Source organism: Haloarcula nitratireducens (genome assembly GCF_019599505.1).
Genome location: NZ_RKLT01000030.1, coordinates 12,020 through 32,981, shown reverse-complemented (window position 1 = coordinate 32,981; position 20,962 = coordinate 12,020). Strand labels below are relative to the sequence as shown.

General features: G+C 55.3%; 18 protein-coding genes. 6 read left to right on the top strand and 12 right to left on the bottom strand.

Features of this window, described 5'->3' with window-relative positions:
* Nucleotides 1–1,509 precede the first annotated feature (1,509 nt).
* The 4 genes from EGH23_RS23705 to EGH23_RS23690 form a co-directional block, all read right to left on the bottom strand.
* A complete protein-coding gene (locus EGH23_RS23705) occupies nucleotides 1,510–2,427 on the bottom strand; it encodes an NAD-dependent epimerase/dehydratase family protein (protein ID WP_220582459.1) in 918 nt (305 codons plus the stop codon).
* A gap of 118 nt (nucleotides 2,428–2,545) precedes the next feature.
* Complete coding sequence (locus EGH23_RS27390) at nucleotides 2,546–2,995, bottom strand: NUDIX hydrolase (protein ID WP_425433270.1); 450 nt, start codon at nucleotides 2,993–2,995, stop codon at nucleotides 2,546–2,548.
* Between the two features lie 211 nt (nucleotides 2,996–3,206).
* On the bottom strand, nucleotides 3,207–3,407 hold the full coding sequence (locus EGH23_RS23695; RefSeq protein WP_220582457.1) for a hypothetical protein: 201 nt from the start codon (nucleotides 3,405–3,407) through the stop codon (nucleotides 3,207–3,209).
* A gap of 184 nt (nucleotides 3,408–3,591) precedes the next feature.
* Nucleotides 3,592–4,137, bottom strand: coding sequence for a metal-dependent hydrolase (locus EGH23_RS23690; RefSeq protein WP_220582456.1), 546 nt, complete (start codon nucleotides 4,135–4,137; stop codon nucleotides 3,592–3,594).
* Between the two features lie 1,418 nt (nucleotides 4,138–5,555).
* On the opposite strand from EGH23_RS23690, the gene EGH23_RS23685 reads away from it, so the two are divergent.
* Nucleotides 5,556–5,840: a hypothetical protein gene (locus tag EGH23_RS23685; RefSeq protein ID WP_220582455.1), complete on the top strand. Its 285-nt coding sequence runs from the start codon at nucleotides 5,556–5,558 to the stop codon at nucleotides 5,838–5,840.
* 86 nt (nucleotides 5,841–5,926) lie between these two features.
* Here EGH23_RS23685 and EGH23_RS23680 read toward each other — a convergent pair whose 3' ends face one another.
* The 6 genes from EGH23_RS23680 to EGH23_RS27385 form a co-directional block, all read right to left on the bottom strand.
* Nucleotides 5,927–6,427 (bottom strand): type IV pilin domain-containing protein, encoded by a 501-nt coding sequence (locus tag EGH23_RS23680; protein ID WP_220582454.1) that lies wholly within the window; start codon nucleotides 6,425–6,427, stop codon nucleotides 5,927–5,929.
* Nucleotides 6,428–6,567: 140 nt separating this feature from the next.
* Nucleotides 6,568–7,407 (bottom strand): hypothetical protein, encoded by an 840-nt coding sequence (locus EGH23_RS23675; RefSeq protein ID WP_220582453.1) that lies wholly within the window; start codon nucleotides 7,405–7,407, stop codon nucleotides 6,568–6,570.
* A 40-nt stretch (nucleotides 7,408–7,447) separates the two neighbouring features.
* A complete protein-coding gene (locus tag EGH23_RS23670) occupies nucleotides 7,448–8,020 on the bottom strand; it encodes a type IV pilin domain-containing protein (RefSeq protein WP_220582452.1) in 573 nt (190 codons plus the stop codon).
* A 677-nt stretch (nucleotides 8,021–8,697) separates the two neighbouring features.
* Nucleotides 8,698–9,165: a type IV pilin domain-containing protein gene (locus EGH23_RS23665; RefSeq protein ID WP_220582451.1), complete on the bottom strand. Its 468-nt coding sequence runs from the start codon at nucleotides 9,163–9,165 to the stop codon at nucleotides 8,698–8,700.
* A 563-nt stretch (nucleotides 9,166–9,728) separates the two neighbouring features.
* Nucleotides 9,729–10,022 carry a hypothetical protein gene (locus tag EGH23_RS23660; protein WP_220582450.1) on the bottom strand — a complete coding sequence of 98 codons (294 nt, stop codon included), beginning with the start codon at nucleotides 10,020–10,022 and terminating at the stop codon, nucleotides 9,729–9,731.
* Nucleotides 10,023–10,046: 24 nt separating this feature from the next.
* Nucleotides 10,047–10,403, bottom strand: a complete 357-nt coding sequence (locus EGH23_RS27385) for an HNH endonuclease (RefSeq protein WP_425433271.1) — start codon at nucleotides 10,401–10,403, stop codon at nucleotides 10,047–10,049.
* 2,032 nt (nucleotides 10,404–12,435) lie between these two features.
* Between EGH23_RS27385 and EGH23_RS23655 the strand changes: the two genes are divergently transcribed.
* Nucleotides 12,436–12,783 carry a DUF5658 family protein gene (locus EGH23_RS23655; RefSeq protein ID WP_220582449.1) on the top strand — a complete coding sequence of 116 codons (348 nt, stop codon included), beginning with the start codon at nucleotides 12,436–12,438 and terminating at the stop codon, nucleotides 12,781–12,783.
* 236 nt (nucleotides 12,784–13,019) lie between these two features.
* Here the strand turns inward: EGH23_RS23655 and EGH23_RS23650 are convergent, their stop codons facing one another.
* On the bottom strand, nucleotides 13,020–14,420 hold the full coding sequence (locus EGH23_RS23650) for an FAD-binding oxidoreductase (RefSeq protein ID WP_220582448.1): 1,401 nt from the start codon (nucleotides 14,418–14,420) through the stop codon (nucleotides 13,020–13,022).
* A 148-nt stretch (nucleotides 14,421–14,568) separates the two neighbouring features.
* Between EGH23_RS23650 and EGH23_RS23645 the strand changes: the two genes are divergently transcribed.
* The 4 genes from EGH23_RS23645 to EGH23_RS23630 all read left to right on the top strand — a co-directional run bounded on the left by EGH23_RS23645 (nucleotide 14,569) and on the right by EGH23_RS23630 (nucleotide 18,837).
* Entirely contained in the window at nucleotides 14,569–15,498 is a 930-nt protein-coding gene (locus tag EGH23_RS23645; protein WP_220582447.1) for a helix-turn-helix transcriptional regulator, read from the top strand.
* Between the two features lie 174 nt (nucleotides 15,499–15,672).
* Nucleotides 15,673–16,053 carry a hypothetical protein gene (locus EGH23_RS23640; RefSeq protein ID WP_220582446.1) on the top strand — a complete coding sequence of 127 codons (381 nt, stop codon included), beginning with the start codon at nucleotides 15,673–15,675 and terminating at the stop codon, nucleotides 16,051–16,053.
* 451 nt (nucleotides 16,054–16,504) lie between these two features.
* Nucleotides 16,505–16,852, top strand: a complete 348-nt coding sequence (locus EGH23_RS23635; protein ID WP_220582445.1) for a DUF5658 family protein — start codon at nucleotides 16,505–16,507, stop codon at nucleotides 16,850–16,852.
* 1,157 nt (nucleotides 16,853–18,009) lie between these two features.
* Nucleotides 18,010–18,837 carry a glucosamine inositolphosphorylceramide transferase family protein gene (locus EGH23_RS23630; RefSeq protein WP_220582444.1) on the top strand — a complete coding sequence of 276 codons (828 nt, stop codon included), beginning with the start codon at nucleotides 18,010–18,012 and terminating at the stop codon, nucleotides 18,835–18,837.
* 200 nt (nucleotides 18,838–19,037) lie between these two features.
* Here the strand turns inward: EGH23_RS23630 and EGH23_RS23625 are convergent, their stop codons facing one another.
* Nucleotides 19,038–20,786 carry a carbamoyltransferase family protein gene (locus tag EGH23_RS23625; RefSeq protein ID WP_220582443.1) on the bottom strand — a complete coding sequence of 583 codons (1,749 nt, stop codon included), beginning with the start codon at nucleotides 20,784–20,786 and terminating at the stop codon, nucleotides 19,038–19,040.
* Between the last annotated feature and the right edge of the window lie 176 nt (nucleotides 20,787–20,962).

The window sequence follows — 20,962 nt, the reverse complement described above, 5'->3', positions numbered from 1 at the left end:
CACAGTAAGGTCTTTACTGTCCGTCACGGCCGTTAATCCACAGTACGAGGCGTGGTAAGTTAAACCTTTGACGGGCTTCACCCTCGGGGTCAAGCCCCGAGGCACTCGCCCTGCTCCGCCTGTAGACCGTGAAGTGGTCTGCGAAGGTGGCACGAATATCGGATAGCTCCCAGAATCTGTGGTCACAGACTCCCCCGTGGACGAGCACGAGCGGTGACCCACTCCCCGTCCGTTCGAAGGCAATCTCAGTCCCGTCTGCGGACGTGACTGTTTCCATATCTCCACCCGTGTCTGGTGGTGTTGCTTCTGCCATGGTGGTTCACCCCGTCATCTATGTGCCACAGTCACATAGAGTTATCTCGTGAAAAATCCCTACAGCCTGAACAAGAAGCCCTAGATGCAGGCATCCGCCATAGAATGCCACTGCTCGGATTCATTCGGCTGTCGCCGGCGGAGAATGGCAATCCCGTAGTGCGGATTCCAGCAGGCCAACGTCCGCTCCGAGGCCAGCCCACAACGTAGGTAGCGTCTAGAGGTCGTCTGGATCGGCCTTCTCTAGGCGCTGGCGGAGACTGAGTGTGTTTTCCCCTTTGGCTACGCCACCAGTATTGGCGGTTCCGTTGCAGAGCGAGCAAGTGGGCCAGTCTTGTGGAAGAGCGTTTCTCTGAACTTGCTTCGTAGCTTGTGCTTGTTGTAGCGCTCGACAGTGGGGATCGGTGTGAATTGTGATTGAAGAGCCCGATCCGACGACTCCTCGTTTCTTAATCCAGACTGTGTTCTCGGACATATGTCTGAGCGGGCTGATAATATTGGTTTGAGATAGTTAATATTAGAGCTTGCTGCCTATTACTTGCCATTCACAAACTCGAGGAAGTGTCTGCTAAGGAGCACTATAGGCAGAGACGGAGAGGAAAGGAAGCCTCCCGTCTCACGAATCATCGGACTGCAGGTGGGTCCCAACCTCGTGACTGGGGGAGACTGAATACGTTCTGAATCGTTGGTGCAACCAGACTGAATCGCTCCCCGGCCCGCGCTACACGGTCTTACGGAGAAAAGGTCTTTGGCGGCTGCCGAACCTCCGCAGAAGCGTGACTGTCTGTTTAGGGTTTGCACCGTACCTGTAGGCGAATTTAAATTCCCCTCGACCTTTCCCAAGGGGGTTGATCGGAGTTCCCACCTGCACATCTCGCTGATGTCCATGACGGTCGGCCGATGACACCCTCTCCGGCGGCAGACATCTTCTGCGGTGCGGATGCGGTGTGGCTGCGGTCGATGGGAGCGGACCGAACAGTCCTGTGACCGGCGCTGCCAATCCGCTAGACCGCCAATTGCCGTGGCCAATAGTGAATGAACCCGTCTACGGCTGGAACGAGGCGACTGTTGACCTGCGAGAGTTGCATGTCGAGTACCAAGCTAGACGACCATGACGATGGCGTGAAGCAGCCAGCACCGAAAAACGCGCCGCCCGATCCGTACCACTCCAGCCTCGAGATCCGCCACTACCGAGACTCAGTTGTAGGGCTCACAGACCAGCTGAATCCCCTCCTCGAAACCAATCTGTGGCTCCCATCCAGTCGCCGCCTGCATCTTCGCGTAATCGCCACAGGTGTCATGCACGTAGACGTCATCGGGAATCGGGTTCTCGACAAACTCCGGTTCGATGTCCGTCCCGAGTTCGTCGTTGAGCAGCTCCACAACGGTGCGGAAGTCATACGCTTCGCCAGTCCCCAGATTGTAGATCCCGTTCAGTTCGTTATCAGCGGCCTGTTCGAGCCCGCGGACGATATCTTCCACGTGAGTAAAGTCCCGCGTCTGTGTCCCATCGCCGTACAGCACAGGCGCCTCCCCATTGGCCATGTCGTCGGCAAACTGAGCGATGACGTTTGCGTACTCGCCCTTGTGTTCCTCGGCGCCACCGTAGCCCTGATACACCGAGAAAAAGCGCATGCCCGCCAGCGAGATATCGTAGTGGTTGTGGAAGTACTCGGCGTAGGTCTCGCGGGCCATCTTCGAGGCCTCATACCCGGTGTTGACCGTCACGTCCATCTCCTCGGGCGAAGGCTCAGTCTGGCTCCCGTAGATCGAGGAGGTCGACGCATACACGACGGTATCACAGCCATCCGCACGAGCCTGCTCAACGACGTTGACGAAGCCCTCGATATTGACCCGAGCACCGTGGGTCGGATTGTCTTCGTGCATCGCATACGACGACAGCGCTGCGAGGTGAAAGACCACGTCAACGTCCGTTGGCAGATCGTCCTCGACGACGCTTCGCTCGACGTACTCGACGTTCTCGCCGACGTTCTCGGGTGTTCCGAGATACCCGTCGTCGACGACGATCACGTCGTTATCGATAGCAAGCGTCTGAGCGAGATTCGAACCAATGAATCCGCCGCCACCAGTCACCAAAACACGTTGGCCGTTCATACTCGACGGATTCTGTCGCTGTGATAAAATGATACTGATTGCGTCATATCTCTGCAGATAGAACTAGGGGTTGTCTACAGCGGTATACGCTGCAAAGCAGGGTAGCAGCTCCCCAAAATCATGCCGAAGAAGCACGAACCAGCCGACGGACTTGCGGGAGCGTCCGTGCTGGTAGCTCTCCGGGCGAGAACCACTGTGCTTCTAATACGCCTTCGGCACGGTTGGGCGCCGGCGTAGCCAAGACGTAGGTACGGAACACCCGATACAGCGACGTCGTCAGGCGTGACGATTGATGGGCGTACCACCACTGGCCACATGCCGTCCCGATCTCCACCGGACAACTCAGTTCTTCCCACAATTCTCGTCGCAGTCCCGTCCGAGCGGCTTCGTCCGACTGGAGACCCCCACCAGGAAGTGTCCAGAACGGCTCGCCATCCTCGTGGCGTTCCTTCACCAGCAGGACGCCCGTGGCTGACTCGATAAGTGCTTTTGCCCCCTGTCGAATCTCGACCGTCGCCGGCGATCGCTGCGAACTTGTGTCATGTGTACCCCCGAAGTGTTCAGACACGCTACCTGTCTCTTCAACGGAAGGATACGTAATACTTCGGGGCAGAAAAATCAATAACTCACTGAATCATTGAGTCACTGAGAGATACTGCTGAAGACGACTTCGGTGCAGACTCCAGAGAGCTGGCCACTGGAGGCACAAATCTTCTGCTGAGGATTTCACCAATGTCGAAAAATATCTCCTCGACTGACTGGCAGCAAGAGCGCACCACTTAATCCCACAGCGACGATTCCAGCACGTCGAACTCCTCCTCGATGGTGGTCCACAACTCGTGGGCGTCTGCCATCGATTCGACAGCTTGCAGTCGCTCTTTCAGAAGGCCCGCCTCTTTGGGACCCAACGCGCCCTGTAAAACTGCCTTCTGGAGAGTATCCGCAAGGAGAGTGATTTGGTATTCTAACCCATTTGTCATGATAATGAACATTAAGGCTTTAGGTAAAGAACTGGCGGAACATTTGAACGGACTGGGGATGAAATTTGTCGTTTCGGTCTGTAGCAGACGATTCTTCGCGACTGAGAGTTAGAATACAGATAGCTCGTTTAGGTAATGATGGTTGTTTGAGTTACAATTTGTGTGCCGTCGCTAAACTGGCAACTCATTGGCTGTCTGACTCCCGAACCGACCGCACGCCGGGCACTGCGTCGCTGAAGTACACAACCAGAAAGACGAGTCCAGAGAGGACTCCATAGCCGTTGAGCAGCGCGTAGCTGGTGCGACTCCGGCTTGGGGTCCCAACAGTGACCGTCGGCGCTGGATTCTGGATACCAGTCTGGGTGAGCTGCTCACCAAGGACCAGTTCCGCCGGGTATCGCAGTCCAACCCCGAGATCCAAGAACGGATACAACACGGAGACTGGCCCGCCATCGAGAAAATCCAGTACCAGATGGCTGAACAACAGGACAGTGAACAACGTCCCGTAGGTCATCTCGCCGCGGTACCAGCGTTCAAGTAGGACTAACCCACCGCCAAGCAGGCCCAACGTGATCACAGAGTGGAGTGCGCCTTGCATGCCGAGGAGCTTGTCGACATCGGGGAAGACAGCGAAGGCAGTCACGAATAGATACCACGGGGACGGAAAGAGATCCGGCCGCAATACGTAGGCGATTGTGACCGGCAAGAAAAGGTGCGTGAGGAGGTCCATGTGGTTCTGTAGTGGTTGTGACGGCCGGTTAACAGTGCCGTTGTGAGGCAGTGGTAGCCCGCTGTGATTTGTCTTAGAGTCCGAGCCACACCTGCGTCCAACTCTCGAGTACCGTCAGCGTGGGCGACGTCAGTGAGTCCGTCGGTCACCGGTCTTCGGTTGTCGCTCAGCATCGGTCGCCGATGGTCTGCATGGCGCTAACTGCCCGTAGACAGAAACCGACTTTTTTCGCTCCTCGTCGCACGCTCTATCGGCCGGTAGGTTCCCGGCCATAGAGCGGATGACGCTCACCCCACTGCGTCTCGTGTTGTAGCACGAGGCGCAGGTGTCTCTCACACTAGTGGTTCTCGAGAGCAGGCGCTGCGTCTCAGCTCGGCAGGCTTATGCTTGAAGCTCGTCCCACGTTTCCCGACACGTCTCACAGAGATGGCCAGCAAACCCGTCGATATCATATCGCTCGGTGTGTGTATCTTCACCGCACCGTCCACATTTCATGTGACTCACTCAGTCAGTCCAACGGGAAATAGCTCCTGATATGTTTGGCGACAAAATATCGACGGACGAGTAGCGAGGTGTCCGCGATGATCGTCACCTTGCATCTTGGCGATTCGAGTGGTCCAACACGGCACGGTCGCTGTGGTTGGTCTCTTGCGACCGGGTCGGCCCGTGAACGGAGACTAGGCGCCTGTCACTCTGACGCGTAGTCGTGGTAGTCCAGTTAGTTCTCATCGTTGATGTCCCACGTGCTGTTCACTGGAGTGGAGCTGCCCACGTCCTCTGTAATGTACCGAACACTTCGATAGAGGGGCTAGATTATGCTCCAACCGCCTGAGAGTCAACTCATACAACTCAATGGCTCAAAGAATCACTGAGTCATTGATCATCCTTAGTATCTAAGGGTCTGTCTACAACCGAGACGGCAGTCGGTGTCTTCGATATTGGCGAGACCCCTACTGCCCAGGGGCTCGTCTATAACTAGTTGTTTGTGACTATGGCGGCCCGCTCGCTGACGAGGGTTCAACCGCTTAAGGGTCCCCGTCTGTAACCATTCATTGCTACATCGGGTTTGATCTCTTCGATGGGAACGAAGACAAGGCCACGGGCGATGTCGCGCCCATTGTGACAGGGGTTGAAGGGGCGACTGTGTGACGCTCGGGAACTGAGGGGAGCATTGACTTCACACTGACTGGCGGAACACGACAGTACGTGCCCTAGCATTCTCGGCATTGCTGTTCGCTAGCTGCAGGACTGGGCGGGCGACTCTCATGTTCAGGCGCCAAGTGAGTGTTCACCACACGAATGAGAGACCGCCAGCGGTCGACAGCATCGCAATAGATTAACAATCACGGAAATATTTCTGGTAGCAGGAAGCGACTCCTGTTAAGCAGATTGAGCAACTAGCGCCCCGAGTTGAACGCGTGCTTCTTGCACTCCTCGTAGGTTGTTACTTCGTGGGCGATATCGTGACAACGATCGTCGGCCAGGAGCTTGGCGCTGTTGAATCCACGGAGTCCGTTCGGTGGTCGATGGAGACCTTCGGCTACGTAGGCTTGGTCAGACATAAACTCGTCATTCTCGCGTATGTGTTCATCGGTTGGAAGACACTCACCATCGCCGCTCGATATATCCGAATCGATGCCAACCCGTTCCGGTCGGCCTATCTCATTTTCTTCGCGGGGCGCGGTGCTTCTGTTATCCTCTAAAACTGCTATATAAACCATCCGTCATTAACTGATAGCGGTGCCGTCGCTATTGCTCCTCACTGGCTCTAAAAAAAGCGGTTGTTCAGTTACGCGTCCGGACCAGACCACTCGGACAGCGTCGCTGAGTTGCTCCCACTCTCTGACTCGTAAACAATTCGGAACGTTGAACTGCTGAAGTCCTGAGAATTCGTGTCGGAATATAGCGTTCCACTATCACCTGCCGAAATCTCATCGTCAGACGGGTTGAACAGATTATTCCATGTAGTATCTGTAAGCGTGTCGTCTACGTTGTTGTCATCGCTGTCGAAGTCAGCCCCGGACCGAATTTTAATATTAGTGTCACTAAGGGTATCCCCGCCATCGTGCGTAATCGTCAGCTCGTCATTGTCGCTGCTGGCAGCACTATTGTCAGTGTAATCCCACGAAAAGCTCGCCTGCGGCGTCGTGCTTTCCGTAGCTGTGTTTCCCAACCCGAGCACGAAGCTCGCAATTACGGCCGCGAGGATCACGGTGATTGCGACCATGAGTATCACTCCGATGACTGGCGAAACCGCATCGTCGTCTTGCAGCAATTCTTTCAAGTCCATGTTGCCATCCGTCTCCTCAGTATCATCTATATTAAATCTGTATTATTGTTTCGATTACACTAGGCACTCCAAAGCATAATTGAATCCTTCAAGACTACCTTGAAACGGGATTTTTAGGTATCTCAGCTGAAAAGCCATTATTAGCCATCAACTCTGGATGATGAGATGACAACCGGTTTCAACGCAAGCTTGTCAACCGCTTCAGCCGAAAGCCGATATGATTCTGCCTCACCTCTAACTTCGCCCTCACCCACAAGCGACTCGAAAAACGACCGCAACTCCTCTCGAAACACCGGACTCCGCTTTTCGGCCAACTGAATCGGTGTCTTTGGTCGGTCTGCACGATCAGTTGCTCGATTACCGATATACGTCCGTGCAAACAGCAAGCGAAGTTCCTCCGGCGCATCGTGAAGATATCTCGGGAGCTGAAGATCTGTCTCTCTATTTTTTGCGCCAAGTGGCGCCCCCAATGTGAGTAATAGTCGTCCCAGTACACTGGCATCTTCGGTAGGTCGAAGCTCAGTCACTCGGTCTGATTCGCCAGCATTGAACTCCGTCCAGCCAGCGCCTAGGTCCTCGAGTGCAGACTCGACAATATCTCGGTCACCGCCGGAAAGTGCAAACGAAGGCACGTAAACTTCGTTGATACTCCCACCGCTGAAAATCCATGCAACAAGAGTTGTGAGGCTCCGCAGTGTCTGTCCTTCCCACGATAAATCCAACAACCCGTGTGACTCCGCACGTTGAATGCCTCGAACAGCATCTGGTCGTCCGTCGCCATCTACCCAGCTCCGGATACGACTTCGTGGGAGATTCAACGCTGACGCAACGGCGCTTGACCCCTTGTTTGGGTTTTTGCTTGTGTATTCGAGCACGCGTTGGTACTGTTGGACAAGTTCCCACGAACTCGCCGTACTGGAAGAGTTGTATGTTCCTGCGAACGACTCTATTAATGCGTCTTTATCGGTTGGGTCATTCATAGCTCTGCTAAATAAGCCGACTGCGAAAAGCGTTGCTCGCTTACGCGTCGGGGCCTTCCCAAGTACTTAGGGTAGCAGAATTGTCGCCTGAATCTGATGTATACGTGACACGAATTGTAGAACCATCGAGTTCAACGAAGTCACCGTTAGTGTCGCCATCTTGATCAGCAGTACCATCAAGTGCATTCGTTGAACCAGATGGATCATACACGAAGTCATCCCCGTTTAGAGTAACAGTAGAGCCAGCCGCCACATCACCGGAACTACCAATGTCACTCCAGCTATTCGCATTTACGATCCTTACATTAGTAGTGTATGCTGGACCGTCAGTATCACTACCCTCAACATTACTCGCTACGAATGTAAGACTTGACGCTGAAATCGTGTCGCCCCCATCATGAGTGACAACTAATTTGTCAGCAGCTCCGCCCCCATTATTTTCATAATCGAAACTGAAGCTGGCCTGCGGAGCGGTACTACTCAGGTTTTCACCGAGACCGAGCACGAACGTTGCGATCACAGCGGCGAGAATCACGGTTATAGCAACCATGAGAATCACGCCAATGACAGGCGATACACCTTGGTCGTCGTCGAACAGGTTTCTGATTTGCATTGGTTTCTGCACGGTCGGCCAAGCGATGAAACGCCTATATCAGCACACGAGCTACTAATATGTGCATCTGAGTGGGTCGTCTACTCAGCCGTTTTACCGTGTTGGATATCGATTACATACCATCATGTATAAAGGGCTCGGCCACATTATCACTTCTGATTAGTGAGTTAGAGACAACCTTGTTTTGAAACGGGCAGACCTATCTATGTTAGGCCTCGGTCACTCTCGGCTGATGCAAGTCGAGAGGATTCCCCAATGTTACTCGATTGTCGCCAGAAAGAGCAAACGAAAGTGGACACATTTCGTTAATGCTACTGTCACTGAATGCCCACGCGATGAGGACTATAAGACCTTGTATTGTCTGTTCGTCTCAACATAAATCTAGCTAGCTCTTTGATTCAGCACACTAAATTCCTTGAATAGTATTCGACTGTCAATCCCGACCACCTAATCCGAATTCAGCTTTTTGGACTCTAACGCTAATGCGGTAGCGTTCCTCCTCTTGTTCAAATTCTTGCTATTGCCTACAAACACTGGCTAACACTATTGGACAGCTCTAGCACACACTGTACTAAATAAGCCGTACGTTCCTGCAAACGCCTCTATAAATTTGTTTTTGTCTGTCGAATCGTTCATGACTCTCTAAAATAAGCCGACTACAAGAAGATTAGCGAGTGTTACGCGGGACCAGTCCACTCATTAAGCGTAGCTGAGGAACCCGAGTCATCTTGATAGATGACTCGCACGGTATCTCCGCCATCAACTCGGACAGTAGCTGAACTTCCAGCACTCACATCCACTCCAGTAGTACCTGCTCCCGAGAAGTGTTCGGCATAACTATCCGTAACACTATTTCCGTCGCTATCTTTTATGTATAGGTTAGCGCTATTAATAGTATCCCCACCATCATGAGTGATGGTCAACGCGCCGCCGCTACCTAGAGTAGTATTAGTTGGGGTGGTTGCAGAACTATCATAGTCAAACGAGAAACTAGCCTGCGGAGCCGAACTACTCAGGTTCTCTCCAAGACCGAGCACGAACGTTGCGATCACAGCGGCGAGAATCACGGTTATAGCAACCATGAGAATCACGCCAATAACGGGCGATACACCTTGGTCGTCGTCGAACAGGTTTCTGATTTGCATTAGTTTTTCGCACGGTCGGCCGAGCGGCGAAACGCCTATATCAGCACGTGTACTACTGATATTTGCATCCGAGTGGGATCGTCCACTCAGCCGTTTTACCGTGTTACCTATCGATTACATACCATCTGGTATAAACGGTCCGGCCACATTATCAGCTCTGATTAGCAGATGGTAATTCAGTCATCATTTTTGTGTCGAGCGCCCCATCCCACTGGCAGTGCGGGCACGGCACGTGTCTTCCCGTATGCTGGTCGGAAGGGCACGGCGGTCGAATACGCCCGCGATAGCGTCGAGAAGACCCGTAGTATCTCCACAATGTCTCAAGTCGACTTCTGACTCTTCCGTTGACGGAGGACATCCTCTGCGGTACGGCTGCGGAAGCGGTCAATAGGACACTCTATTTCGTCATGTGACTTGTGCGTATACAATACGGAGCGATTGGTAAGCGCGCAACTCCGAGCGCGAGTTACTCGATTCTCTTGCTAGAGAGCCTTTTGATTACACGTGCGTTGATGGGCATAGTCAACTAGTACGTAACTGATGACGAAAAGAATGCCAATGACTTAGCTGTTAGCGATGTGGCTATCGCACTCTGGGCAGCCCAGACCGTCTTTTTTCTCGGCACTCCAGACACCAATTCGGTATCCAACATATAGACCGATAACGAGCGTGAACGGCGTTGCGGCCATACCAAAGCCGGCGGTCGCTACGCCGACTGACAAACCCAAAAACATGCCAATCGTTCCGAGTAGGAATGCACTGGCCAGTGAAAACGTCCGCTTCGATTTCGGCGGCGTTGCTTCCACGATATCACCGCATGAACCACACTGTACATTGAAATCGTATACTGATGCCATAGGTACAGTCCAGATTATTACCGGTTACTCTATAAACCTGTTTGCTTTTCGGACAAATGTATCCGGGTCCGTCTCGGTGAAGTGGCCTTCGAGTTTTCCGTGATGGTTCGGGCAGAGCGTGATGAGATTCGAGAGAGCGTTGTACGTCCGCCAGTCGCTGTCATCAAACTCACTTCGAGGAGTAATGTGATGTACTGCGGGTTCGCGACCGATCTCAGATTTCGACTTCTCGCAGAGACGGCATTGATGGCCATCCCGACTCAAGCACTTCTGACGTTGCTTAGTCCAGTTCTTTCCGTATTCTTTCTGCGAGTACGGCGAATCAAGACCGAACGCTTTGTGTGCACCTCGAACTATCGTCTTGAGGAATAGGTTTGACATTAGTGCGTACATCCCAGGCGGTATGTATATTCTTTCCGCTGGGAATGTCACGTCTGATAGTCGGACAATAGGGTTATCTTACAAATAATCTCACCATGGAGTATACCGATCTCGAGAAATACCGTGCAGTAATGAAGGTTGTCGGCAAAATTTTCGAAGCGTAGCTACGCTGTCGCAATCACAGGCTGATGCCCGACTGTCCGGAAGCCGGCCCGAGCATCAGGCCAGCGAGTGCCAGCTCTGTAGGGATGTCCTCGTAGTCACAGGGGTCAGCTTCGAATGTTCAGCAGTCGTGGGGATTGTCGCTCGATTCGCGGACGTCGACGGGGACGTTGGTGCGTAGTCCCGGATTGCTCGGGCAGCTCAACAACTCTGTTGTACAGAGAACGCAGAACAACCCTGTTATCGGTCTATAAAGAGAACGAGTAATAGACATAGATGAAGTTGAGACTGCTCTGTTTGTCTTTTCAATACTCTGATAGCAGTAGACTCACTGGGTGGTGTTGCTGCCTCTAGTTGAGATGTGCTTCGACATCCTCCAGGACTTCTTCCGGCCAGCTATCTTGGCGGAGCGACTCAAGGGAGTACCGCCAGTACGGAGGACGATTTGGATCACTAGACCGGATGATATACGCTAAGAATCTCACCGGTGTCATGTTGTAACTCTGGCGTTGCCATTCAGGCGGCGATCGGAAGTAGCGTTCACGTTCCTCATCGTCATTCCCGGTACCGTACTTAGTACGGAAGGTAGTGAACCAATGACGCTTACCCACCTTCTCAGCTAGATCCCACCACTTTCTCTCAAGCGAGAGTGGCCACCGAGTAATCGGAGTATCGTCATCGACCATCCACACAGTGTCTTCACGGAGTCCACTATAGTTATCGAAGGGTGTTCCCTGTACAGAGGTTTTGACCTGATCCGCAGACTGACTGGCAGACTCGGATTCGACTGAGGGCTCTATCGCAGCCAGATTGACCTTTACGGCACAGTCGCGACAATAGGGATCACCGCTGATCTCAATCCAATCAGCGAGATATGCAGAACATCGAACGCACGATTGGGGTCTCTCAGTGGACCAATCGCCGACCTTTGCAAGCCGCTGGAGGAGGCCGTCCCACGTCTCACCCGATCGCTTCAGCGATTCGAGACGACTATAGGTATCTTCAGAGATTTTGAGCGTCTTGCGAGTCATTGGGGGCTCTCGATCCCTTCGCATTCTCTGTCGTGATCGGCCGATACGCCAAGAATTTTGGTGTGTGGTAATATCATACCGTAGAGACGATGTTCCCGCTGATAACTGTATTCTCCAAATGGAGTACAATTTGAGTACAATGAAAAACGCCCAATTCTACGGCTAGTCATCAAGCTACTGCGAAATCTAGATCTGTTCTAGCGTAATTACCCGTACTAAGATGAAACAAGGGCTGTGCCCTGACTGTAGCGTCGACAGTTGGTGCTTTCTCGCCTCTACATGATTCGACTCTGACCCTCGGGCGTTCGCGAGCGGTTTCTAATGCGGGCGACTGCATCGATGAGATTCTGCCCAGCTTCGATTGTCGAGTAGCAGAAAAGCTCTTCGAGCCGTCGAATTACCCGCTATGTAATTGTTCGTGTCCGGCGTCTCGGTAATAGTTCCTCCCATTGAGCCTAGTGATGGTCACTGACTCGATTCTTGGACTTTATTCGAACCTCACTACGTGTGTGACAAGCAAATCTCTGGCAGCGACCCTCTCCAGACGATTCGCCACGTCGCTACACTGAGTCGCGGTCTTGCTGGTGAGCCAGCAGCAGTCCGTAGAGAACCTTCCACAATCAATGACCTGAGTCGGCCGCTGCCACCTCCGTCGGCGGAAGACATCCCCTGCGGTGCGGGTGCGTCTGCGGTTAGGAACCACCCGAGGTAGTCCTCCTATCGACCCAGTGTTCCCCCGCAAAGACACTTTCCAGAGCGATCCCTCATACAGTGATTAGCGACCATATATACCTGATAACTAAATCGTAACAAAGCACATCGTGGCGCTACATGGGGGTATGGATTGGAAGGCGGCCATCCAAGGAAACTGTAGGTGTGACTCCAGTGCCGCCTCTGTCTGGGCACTTGCCATTGTACTGTTTGGGCTGGGGGATATACTCACCACGGGCATCGGGCTTCGTATCGGGGGCGTCGTTGAAACAAATCCGATTCCTCGATTGTTCTTCCACCACTCAGTGCTTGGCGCGATGGGCGCGCTCAAACTTGCTGCCTTTGGAGGATTCTATGTACTCTGGAAGCTGGTACCACGACCCCACTCTCTTGGCGTTCCGCTTGGGCTCGCAATCCTCGGTGGAATCGTCACGAGCTGGAATCTGCGTGTCATACTCTTGGCGTTATCGACGTAATCGGCAGCACTGAACGACGTCTCTCTCGTTCAGCAGCCGGGCACGTGCTTATCACAAGACTGTGCTCAGCGGAATACAACGGATCTGACGGATAGCGAATATCAAGATAGCCGATATCGAGCGACCCATTCGTTCGTCCCTTCCTCCAGACAGCCGAACGTGTACAAGCCTGGCCTCCGGAGAAACCATCGCGAACGTCGCTACAAATTGCAGTCCCCGACCGAGCCCACACAACCCTACCCACTCGGCGCGATATTCTGATTCCGACTAAACAGGTTCGTCGGGTCGTACTCGTCTTTGAGCGCAACCAAGCGCTCATACGCCGGTCCAAACGTAGTCTGCAGCATAGCATCGCCCTCCTCGAGAAACCCCGGGAAGTTCAGATACACCGAGCCATCCGAGAACTGCCGCATGTCGTCGAGACAGTCCCGCACCCACTCGACATTAGCCCCATCGGCCGCTGGCGCCTCCCAGTTGGCTTCGACACCCAGCAGATAGGGCGCGTGGCGCCCGGCGAAGGCACTCTCCCTCCCATCACGATCAGCGATGGCACCCCCAAGCTGCCAGACATCGACGGTCGACAACGGCGAGGGCGCTGCCTCGGCCCAATACTGAATGCGATTGATCGCAGCGTCCGATAGCCCATCGAGATACAGCGACTTCCAGTAGTACCGCAGTCCGTCAGGGTAGTCCTCGTCGAGGAGCTGCTGGAACTCGGCGTAGGGCATCACACCACTGACGTCAGCCATGGGCGTCGCAAACTCCCGAAGCGGTTCAAGCGCCCGCGTGCCCGCGTCAACAGCGCCCGCATGGCAGCCAAGAAACGCGATCTTGAACGCGTCTCGCTCATCCCCAGCGAAGAGCTCCTCGTCGGGGATTACACCCGCAAAGGCAAGCGTACTCACGTCAGCAGGTGCAGCCCTCACGTAGTCGCGATAGGCCTGCAAACACTCGCCCAACTGCTCGCCCGGGTACACTACCAGACAGGTCGCCACCTCCGGCCCAACCGGGTGCAACTCGAAGGTGAAGCCGGTGACGACGCCGAAATTGCCACCACCGCCGCGCAGCCCCCAGAACAGCTCCGGATGCTCGTCGGCACTAGCCGTCAGATACTCCCCGGCCGCTGTCACGAGCTCGACCGAGCGGAGATTGTCACAGCTCAATCCATACTTACAGCGAAGATGACCGATGCCGCCGCCGAGGGTTAATCCAGCGACACCGGTGTCCGAGACTACACCGCCGGGTGTCGCGAGGCCAAACGCCTGTGTTTCGTGATCGAGATCGGCCCATGTCGCGCCAGCCTGAACCCACGCCGTTCGAGCTTCCGGATCAACCCGGACACCAGTCATCGCCGACAGATCGATCACGAGGCCACCGTCACAGACGGCCGTCCCAGCGACGTTGTGCCCGCCACCACGCACCGCCAGAAGCAGGTCGTTGTCTCGGGCGAACTCCACAGCAGCCATGACGTCTGCAACTCCGGCACACCGCACAATAAGCGCCGGTCGCTTGTCGATCATTCCGTTCCAGACCGCTCGAGCGTCGTCGTAGTCGGAGTCACCGGGTTGAATCAGGTCGCCGTGACACGCTGCGTCGAACTGCGCGAGCCGATCGGTGTCGATGGTGGTCTGTGCCATACTTGCTCAAATGGCTGCCTGGCTGTTGGCCTCACCTATCACACAGCAATCGACGACGTGAACGCCGTTTCACCACGTGAGATGCGGTGCAGCCCGTGAGAGGAAGAGTTAGGAGCCATGCCAACCTCTCTCAACCAAGGGACATCCTATGGCGCCCGACAGCGACAACTCGAACGACGCCACATCACCAGCGCCGGGCTCACCAGTGCTAGAGGCACTCCTCGAGAATGCGCGCAACCAGCAGTATCTCGGCCAGCGACTGGACGCCGTTGGTGACCGCGTCGAGACGAGCCGCCTGGGCGATATCGTTCGCCACGGGCCGGTTCTCGAAGCGCTCCGCAACGACCCACTCGACCGCCGGGAGATCGAAGCCCGCCTTGACGTGTCCCGCGCAACCAGCCATCGGTTTACGCAGTGGCTCGACGAGCAGGGCTTCGTCGAGAAAGTCGATGGCCGATTTCAGCTGACCGGGCGTGGCGAGACCATCGCTGATGAGGTGCTTCGGTTCGAGGCAAACGTCCGAACCATCCATCGACTGGCGCCGCTATTGGACAGTATCTGCGAGGACCACCAGGAGTTCGTCGTCGAGCCCTTTGTCGATGCGACCGTGACCGTTGCCACGCCGGAGGATCCATACCAGCCGGTCGAGCGGTTTATCTCGCTCGTTCATGCGTCCGAGACCTTTCGCGGGTTCAATACAACTCACATGGCACCACTGGTACTCGGCGAATTCCACCAGCGGATATTCGACGGCACCGACACCGAGATCATCTACCTCCCCCACATTGTCGAGACGCTCTTCGAAACCTATCCAACGCAAGCGACCGAGGCGATCAACCGCGGGCACCTGACACTTCGGACTCGCGATGACCTGCCATACGGGCTTGCCATCTTTGACGAACGCGTCGGCATCGGTGGGTACGACGAGCGGACGGGATTGATGGAAGTGTTCGTGGATAGCGACTCACCGATTGCCCAGGAGTGGGCCGACCGCGTCTATGCGACGGTCAAAGCAGACTCTGACCCGCTCGATGACCGGTTTGACCCATCCCCTCTCAAGGAGGGAGACACTCGATAGTCCCGCACCCACACAATGCGAGCCGCGTCGGTCGTTGGGCTGCGGTTGTGGATGCCGAGACACCAGCTATTGAGCAACCCAGTCGTTTGTCCCCGCGAAATACTCCACTCTCCAGACAGTCGAACGCAAACAGGCCTGCAATGATTATACCTGCAATCAACGAACAGAGTCAGTATGTCGATGGCACTCGGTCATTTTGCATTTGGAGCCGCGATGACCACGTTTCTCATCACCGTCTTCGTTCCGGCCATCCGATATCCCCGAACACTCCTCTTAGTGGGCGGTGGCTGGGCAATGCTCCCCGATCTCCACTGGCTGAGTCCTGTCTTTGCCCAACAGCTCCGAGCCATCCACCAGACTTCCCCGTGGGTCGATCTCTTCTGGTTCCATCGAACCCTTGATCAGCTCGACACTGGCGACTCAAAAGCAGTCACTGCGGGATTTCTGATACTGTTCATTCTCACGACTGCAATCGCGGAGCACCGGAGCTACCGTACCCCTGCGATCGTCACGGCCACCTACAATGCTGTCTCGAACGACGACACTACAGAGTGAATGTACGCCCTCCAGCAGCGAACAGAGCCACACCTAGACAACACTCGCTCCACATCGGCTGTTGCCAAACAAGCAGTCGGCGCGTGCACCTATACGTTCGGCCACGCTAGCTTGTCCGACACCACGATTATGTGGTGAGTCTGGGACTGGTCGACATATGGAAGTGCGTTGAACGACTCTCGCCACTGCTAACCAACATACCAGCGATCGTTCGATTTGTGTTGGTTAGCCACAGTCGCTGGCGAATATTCCGCGATGTGACGCCACTTCTAACTCTCGAAAATGGTGACGGACATTTTCTACACTAGCATATCCGAATGGCCCTGCGACCAAAGCAGGGTTCCGAACCCAGAGTCGTGCTTATAGTTATCCCCTCTGAAATACTGCTTAGCACCCTCATATAGCGACTACTAAGCACGTAACAAAGGACGAAGCGTCGCTAGAGGGGACTATGGACTGGACGCCCTCTGTGCAGCGACCCTGCGCACTCGAATCCAGTGCCGCCCATATGTGGATCCTTGCGCTGTTGCTGTTTGGCCTGGGCGATATCGTCACCACTGCTCTCGGGCTTCACGTTGCGGGCGTCGTCGAAACACATCCGATTGCACAAGTGTTCTTCCAATACTCAGTGCTTGGTACCATGGGTGCCCTCAAACTTGCTGTCTTTGGCGGGTTCTACGGCATCTGGAAGCTGGTACCACGGCCTCATTCTCTGGGTATTCCGCTTGGGCTCGCCGTCCTCGGTGGGATCGTCACGAGCTGGAATCTGCGAGTCGTGCTCGTGGCGCTAGCAGCGTGAGTAACTGCGGGACTGATAGCCCTTTGTCTCCCAGGCAACTCGCGACGCTGCTACCGAACACAACAGCTACTCGACTCGCGTTTGGTTACCCAGTCGTCGCAGTGGCGCGCCGCCCACAGTCGGTGACTTCGTTCGGCCGCTGCCACCCCCGCCGGCGGAAGATATCCTTTGCGGTGCGGACATGACTGCAGTTGGCGGATCTCCCAAGGCGTCTTCTGATCAAGACCATTTCCCACGACTGCGAGGACATTGACGCTGCTGGCGCGGCGATATCCTTGGCCTATGCACCTCGTCTATCCCTAACCACGAAACCCGGATTGTTCCATATCCGACCAGCTACGATCTATATCAGTTATTCTCTATCTGACATGCAGAACTTGCCGACGCTGGTCGTCGCTGGGCCGACTCTCCCGTTCAACACCAGTATTGCCCAACACAGCAGCGACTTCTCGACTCGTGTTGAGTAGCTAAATCTCGTCATCAGGAAGTGATCTTTCTGTCACGGGTGCGACTCTGTTCAGTGGATATCGTATTTGGTCTCTTCACTATGGGCTGCTAGCAGACTCTCGAACCCAGACCTGTCTGAAAATCATAACAACTATATTTAACAAACGAAACGATAAAATGCAGGCCCCGCTGAAGCCATCACTTCCGGTGGGTCTGCAGACCAACCATCTACCCCCCTTGTGTCGGACCTACCCACCCCTCCGACACATTCTTGCGGTAGTCTGAACGTGGTCCAGAAACTGGTGGTTCCATCTGGACGCGGCGGCCACTGTCTTCTCGCTGCGTTGCGGGTCTGTTACTTTGGCCCTCACTACTATATTCCAACTACTCATGAACTGTGAATATAATATATTTCACACATATGAACGCATATATACTTGTTATTTAAACCCTGGTTTGTGATGAAGCGTAGAGGATTTTTGGTACTTGGTGCCACGGCACTTTCCGGTTGTGCCGATGCACCTCTGAAAGAGACGCTCCCTGCTACGGAAGCACCGACAGCCAATCCCTCCCCACAGTCTTCCCAGCCACCAACAACACATGTCGAGACAGAGACGGGCACACAAACACCGCCGAACTATCGCTTTACCGGCCAACAGATCCCAGCACAGTCAACGGTGGGTGCTGCACCGCCACTAGATCCCCACCCCATGCCGGGCATTGACAATCCGATCCTGACTGCGAACGATGTCACGGATTACGGCGCCGTCGACTACGTCGCCGACCCGTTTCTCTTCATCGAAGACGGGACCGCTCACCTCTTTTTCGAGGTTGTCAACAGCAACCGTGACCCGGATGCCGTGATTGGGCACGCAATAGCCCACGACCACCAGCACTGGGAATACAACCAGGTCGTTCTCGCAAAGGACGCCCATACGAGCTTTCCGTTCGTCTGGAAGTACGACGGGCAATATTACATGACACCCCCGACGGGGAAAGACGTCGAACTCTGGACGACGAGTCAGGCGTCCTTTCCCGGCGGGTGGGAGTTTTCCCACCACTTGATCGACAGGGACTACTACTCCCACGATCCGGTCGTCTTTCGATACCGCGACCGCTGGTGGCTCATCACTGATCGCGGCAACGAGGAGCTTATGATATATTATTCGTCGACCCTAGCCCAAACCGACTGGACGCCACATCCACAGAATCCGGTTGCAACGCACCGCCACGGTGCCCGACAGGGTGGCCGCCCCCTCGTTATCGGTGAGACTCCGTATCTCTTCACGCAGGACCTACGGGACGTGTATGGTGAGGCAATCCATGGGTGGCGCGTGACTGAGTTGACCACCAAGCGCTTCGCGTACGAACATGTCGGGACAGTGCTTAGCGGGACTGGCGACGGTTGGAACAAGCGCCGAATGCATCACTACGACCCGTGGCCTGTCGCCGACGACCGCTGGCTCTGTGCTGTCGACGGTGCTCCCGATAACGGCCGCACGTGGTCGATTGGGCTGTATCAAGCTAGTCCACCGTGAACCGCCTTGGGGTCACGTGGTTCGAGAGAGCGCCGCTCTCTCGTCATCACGAGACGGCAAAGCCGTCTCGAACGGCCCCGAGGCACTCGGCTTGTTTCTTCTGTAGAAATCAGCAGCCCGTCACAGATGGCTGCTGCATATACAGTATTCTTATCGCTGCCTCTCTATCGTATGTAACTCACCGCTCTGGGGCACGAGCGTCAGTCGCCCTCGAGGGATAGAGCTGGGTTCTCGGTCACCGCAGCTGCCTTCTCGACGACGAAATCCGCAAGCACGAGGACATCAAGGCCCATCCCAAAGAAGTCCTTCAGCGCTTCCGAAGGCGTCGTGACGATGGGTTCAGCATGGTCATTGAACGACGTGTTGAGCAGCACCGGCACGCCGGTGATATCGGCAAACTCCGAGATTAGACGGTGGTAGCGGGGATTCTGCTGTTCGGTAACCGTCTGTGGGCGCGTCGTCCCATCGGCGGGATGCAGGACCGCCTGAAGATCGTCGCGCTTGGCCGGCTCCACATCGAACGCCGAAATCATGAACGGCGCCGGCTCCCCATCGACGAGATACTCGTCTGCAGCCGCCTCCAGCATCGAGGGCGCAAACGGTCGCCACTCCTCGCGATGTTTGACAAACTTGTTGACGCGGTCGCGAGAGGCGGCAGTCCGCGGGTCGGCGAGAATACTCCGATTCCCAAGTGCCCGTGGCCCGAGCTCGAGGCGACCGTTGAACCAGCCCACTAAGTCGCCGTCCGCCAGCCGCTCGGCAACAAAGCGCTCGATATCGTCCGGTTCGCGATAGGCGATCTTGTTTGTCTCCAACAGCTCACGAATCGTGTCGGTATCGTACTCCGGGCCGTGATAGACCGTCTCGAATGGCGAGACGTCTGCCGGCGATTGGTCGAGTAGTCCGGCCCCGATAGCGAGGCCAGCATCGTGGGCCACAGGTTGAATAAAGATGTCGTCGACAGCGGCGGACTCGCGCAGTCGTTTGTTTAGTTTGCAGTTGAGAACGACGCCACCTGCAAGCGCGAGATTCCCAGTCTCCATGTACTCCTTGACGATGGCCACCACCGTCTCCTCAAGCAATTTCTGTGCAGTGTAGGCCAGATCTTGCTCCCACTGGGAGAACTCCCCTGACGACTCCTTTCGGTCGCGGCCGAACGCCTCTTCTAGACGGCGGACACCATAGCCGGTCCCCCAGCGGCGGGTGAGTTCAGTCACGTCGTAGTCGACACCCGTATCGATCAGTGCACGGAGCGTCCGCTCGATGGCTGGGTTCTCATTGCCGTAGGGCGCGAGGCCCATCACCTTTCCCTCGCCGTTGAACATCCGGTAGCCCAGATACTCCGTGATAACCGCAAAGAAGAGACCGAGACTATTCGGATGTTCGTAGGTGCGGACGCGGTCAAGGCCAGCCGCGTTGCCCCGCCAGACTACTGTCGAATCGTACTCGCCCTTCGCGTCGACAGTGAGTACGAGTGACTCATCGAAGCCAGAGGGATGGAAGGCACTCGCGGCGTGACAGGCATGGTGGGCCCGAGTTTCGATCGGCGGCACGGATTCGCCGAGTGCTGCCAGCCGAGACTCGATTTGGCGCGTGGGGAACAATCGGCTCTTGAGCTGGGATTTTGCGAGATTTTCGAGGGATGTCAGCGTCCGCACTGCACCATCTACCCGAACTGTATCCCGGATGTAGTGGGGAAGCAGGTTGGACTGCAGTGCCGGATCGTAGGGGAGGAGCACCCGATCGACATCCGAGAGAGTGAGATCATGATAGTCAAGACATGACTGAATTGCACGCTCCGGGAACGTATCGACCGCATGTTTCTCCCGCGTGAGGCGCTCTTCTTCGATGGCATACGCGAGCGTGCCGTCCTCGAAGAGTGCGGCACTCGGGTCGTGTTGTCCATACAAGCCGATCGCGGGCTTGAACGCGAGTGTATAGCTAGACATGACTAGTGCTTGGTGTCCAGAACGGTCGCAGTAGTGCCGTGTATCCAGCCCCTCTCGTTGTCCTGCAACATGGACAGTGCTCGGTTTGCAGGGGCAGTCCACTGAGGGGTACTGAATTGTGTCGCGGTCGCCGTCTCATAGGGGGTGCTACCGAGGTCTTGGCGGCACTTGGCCAC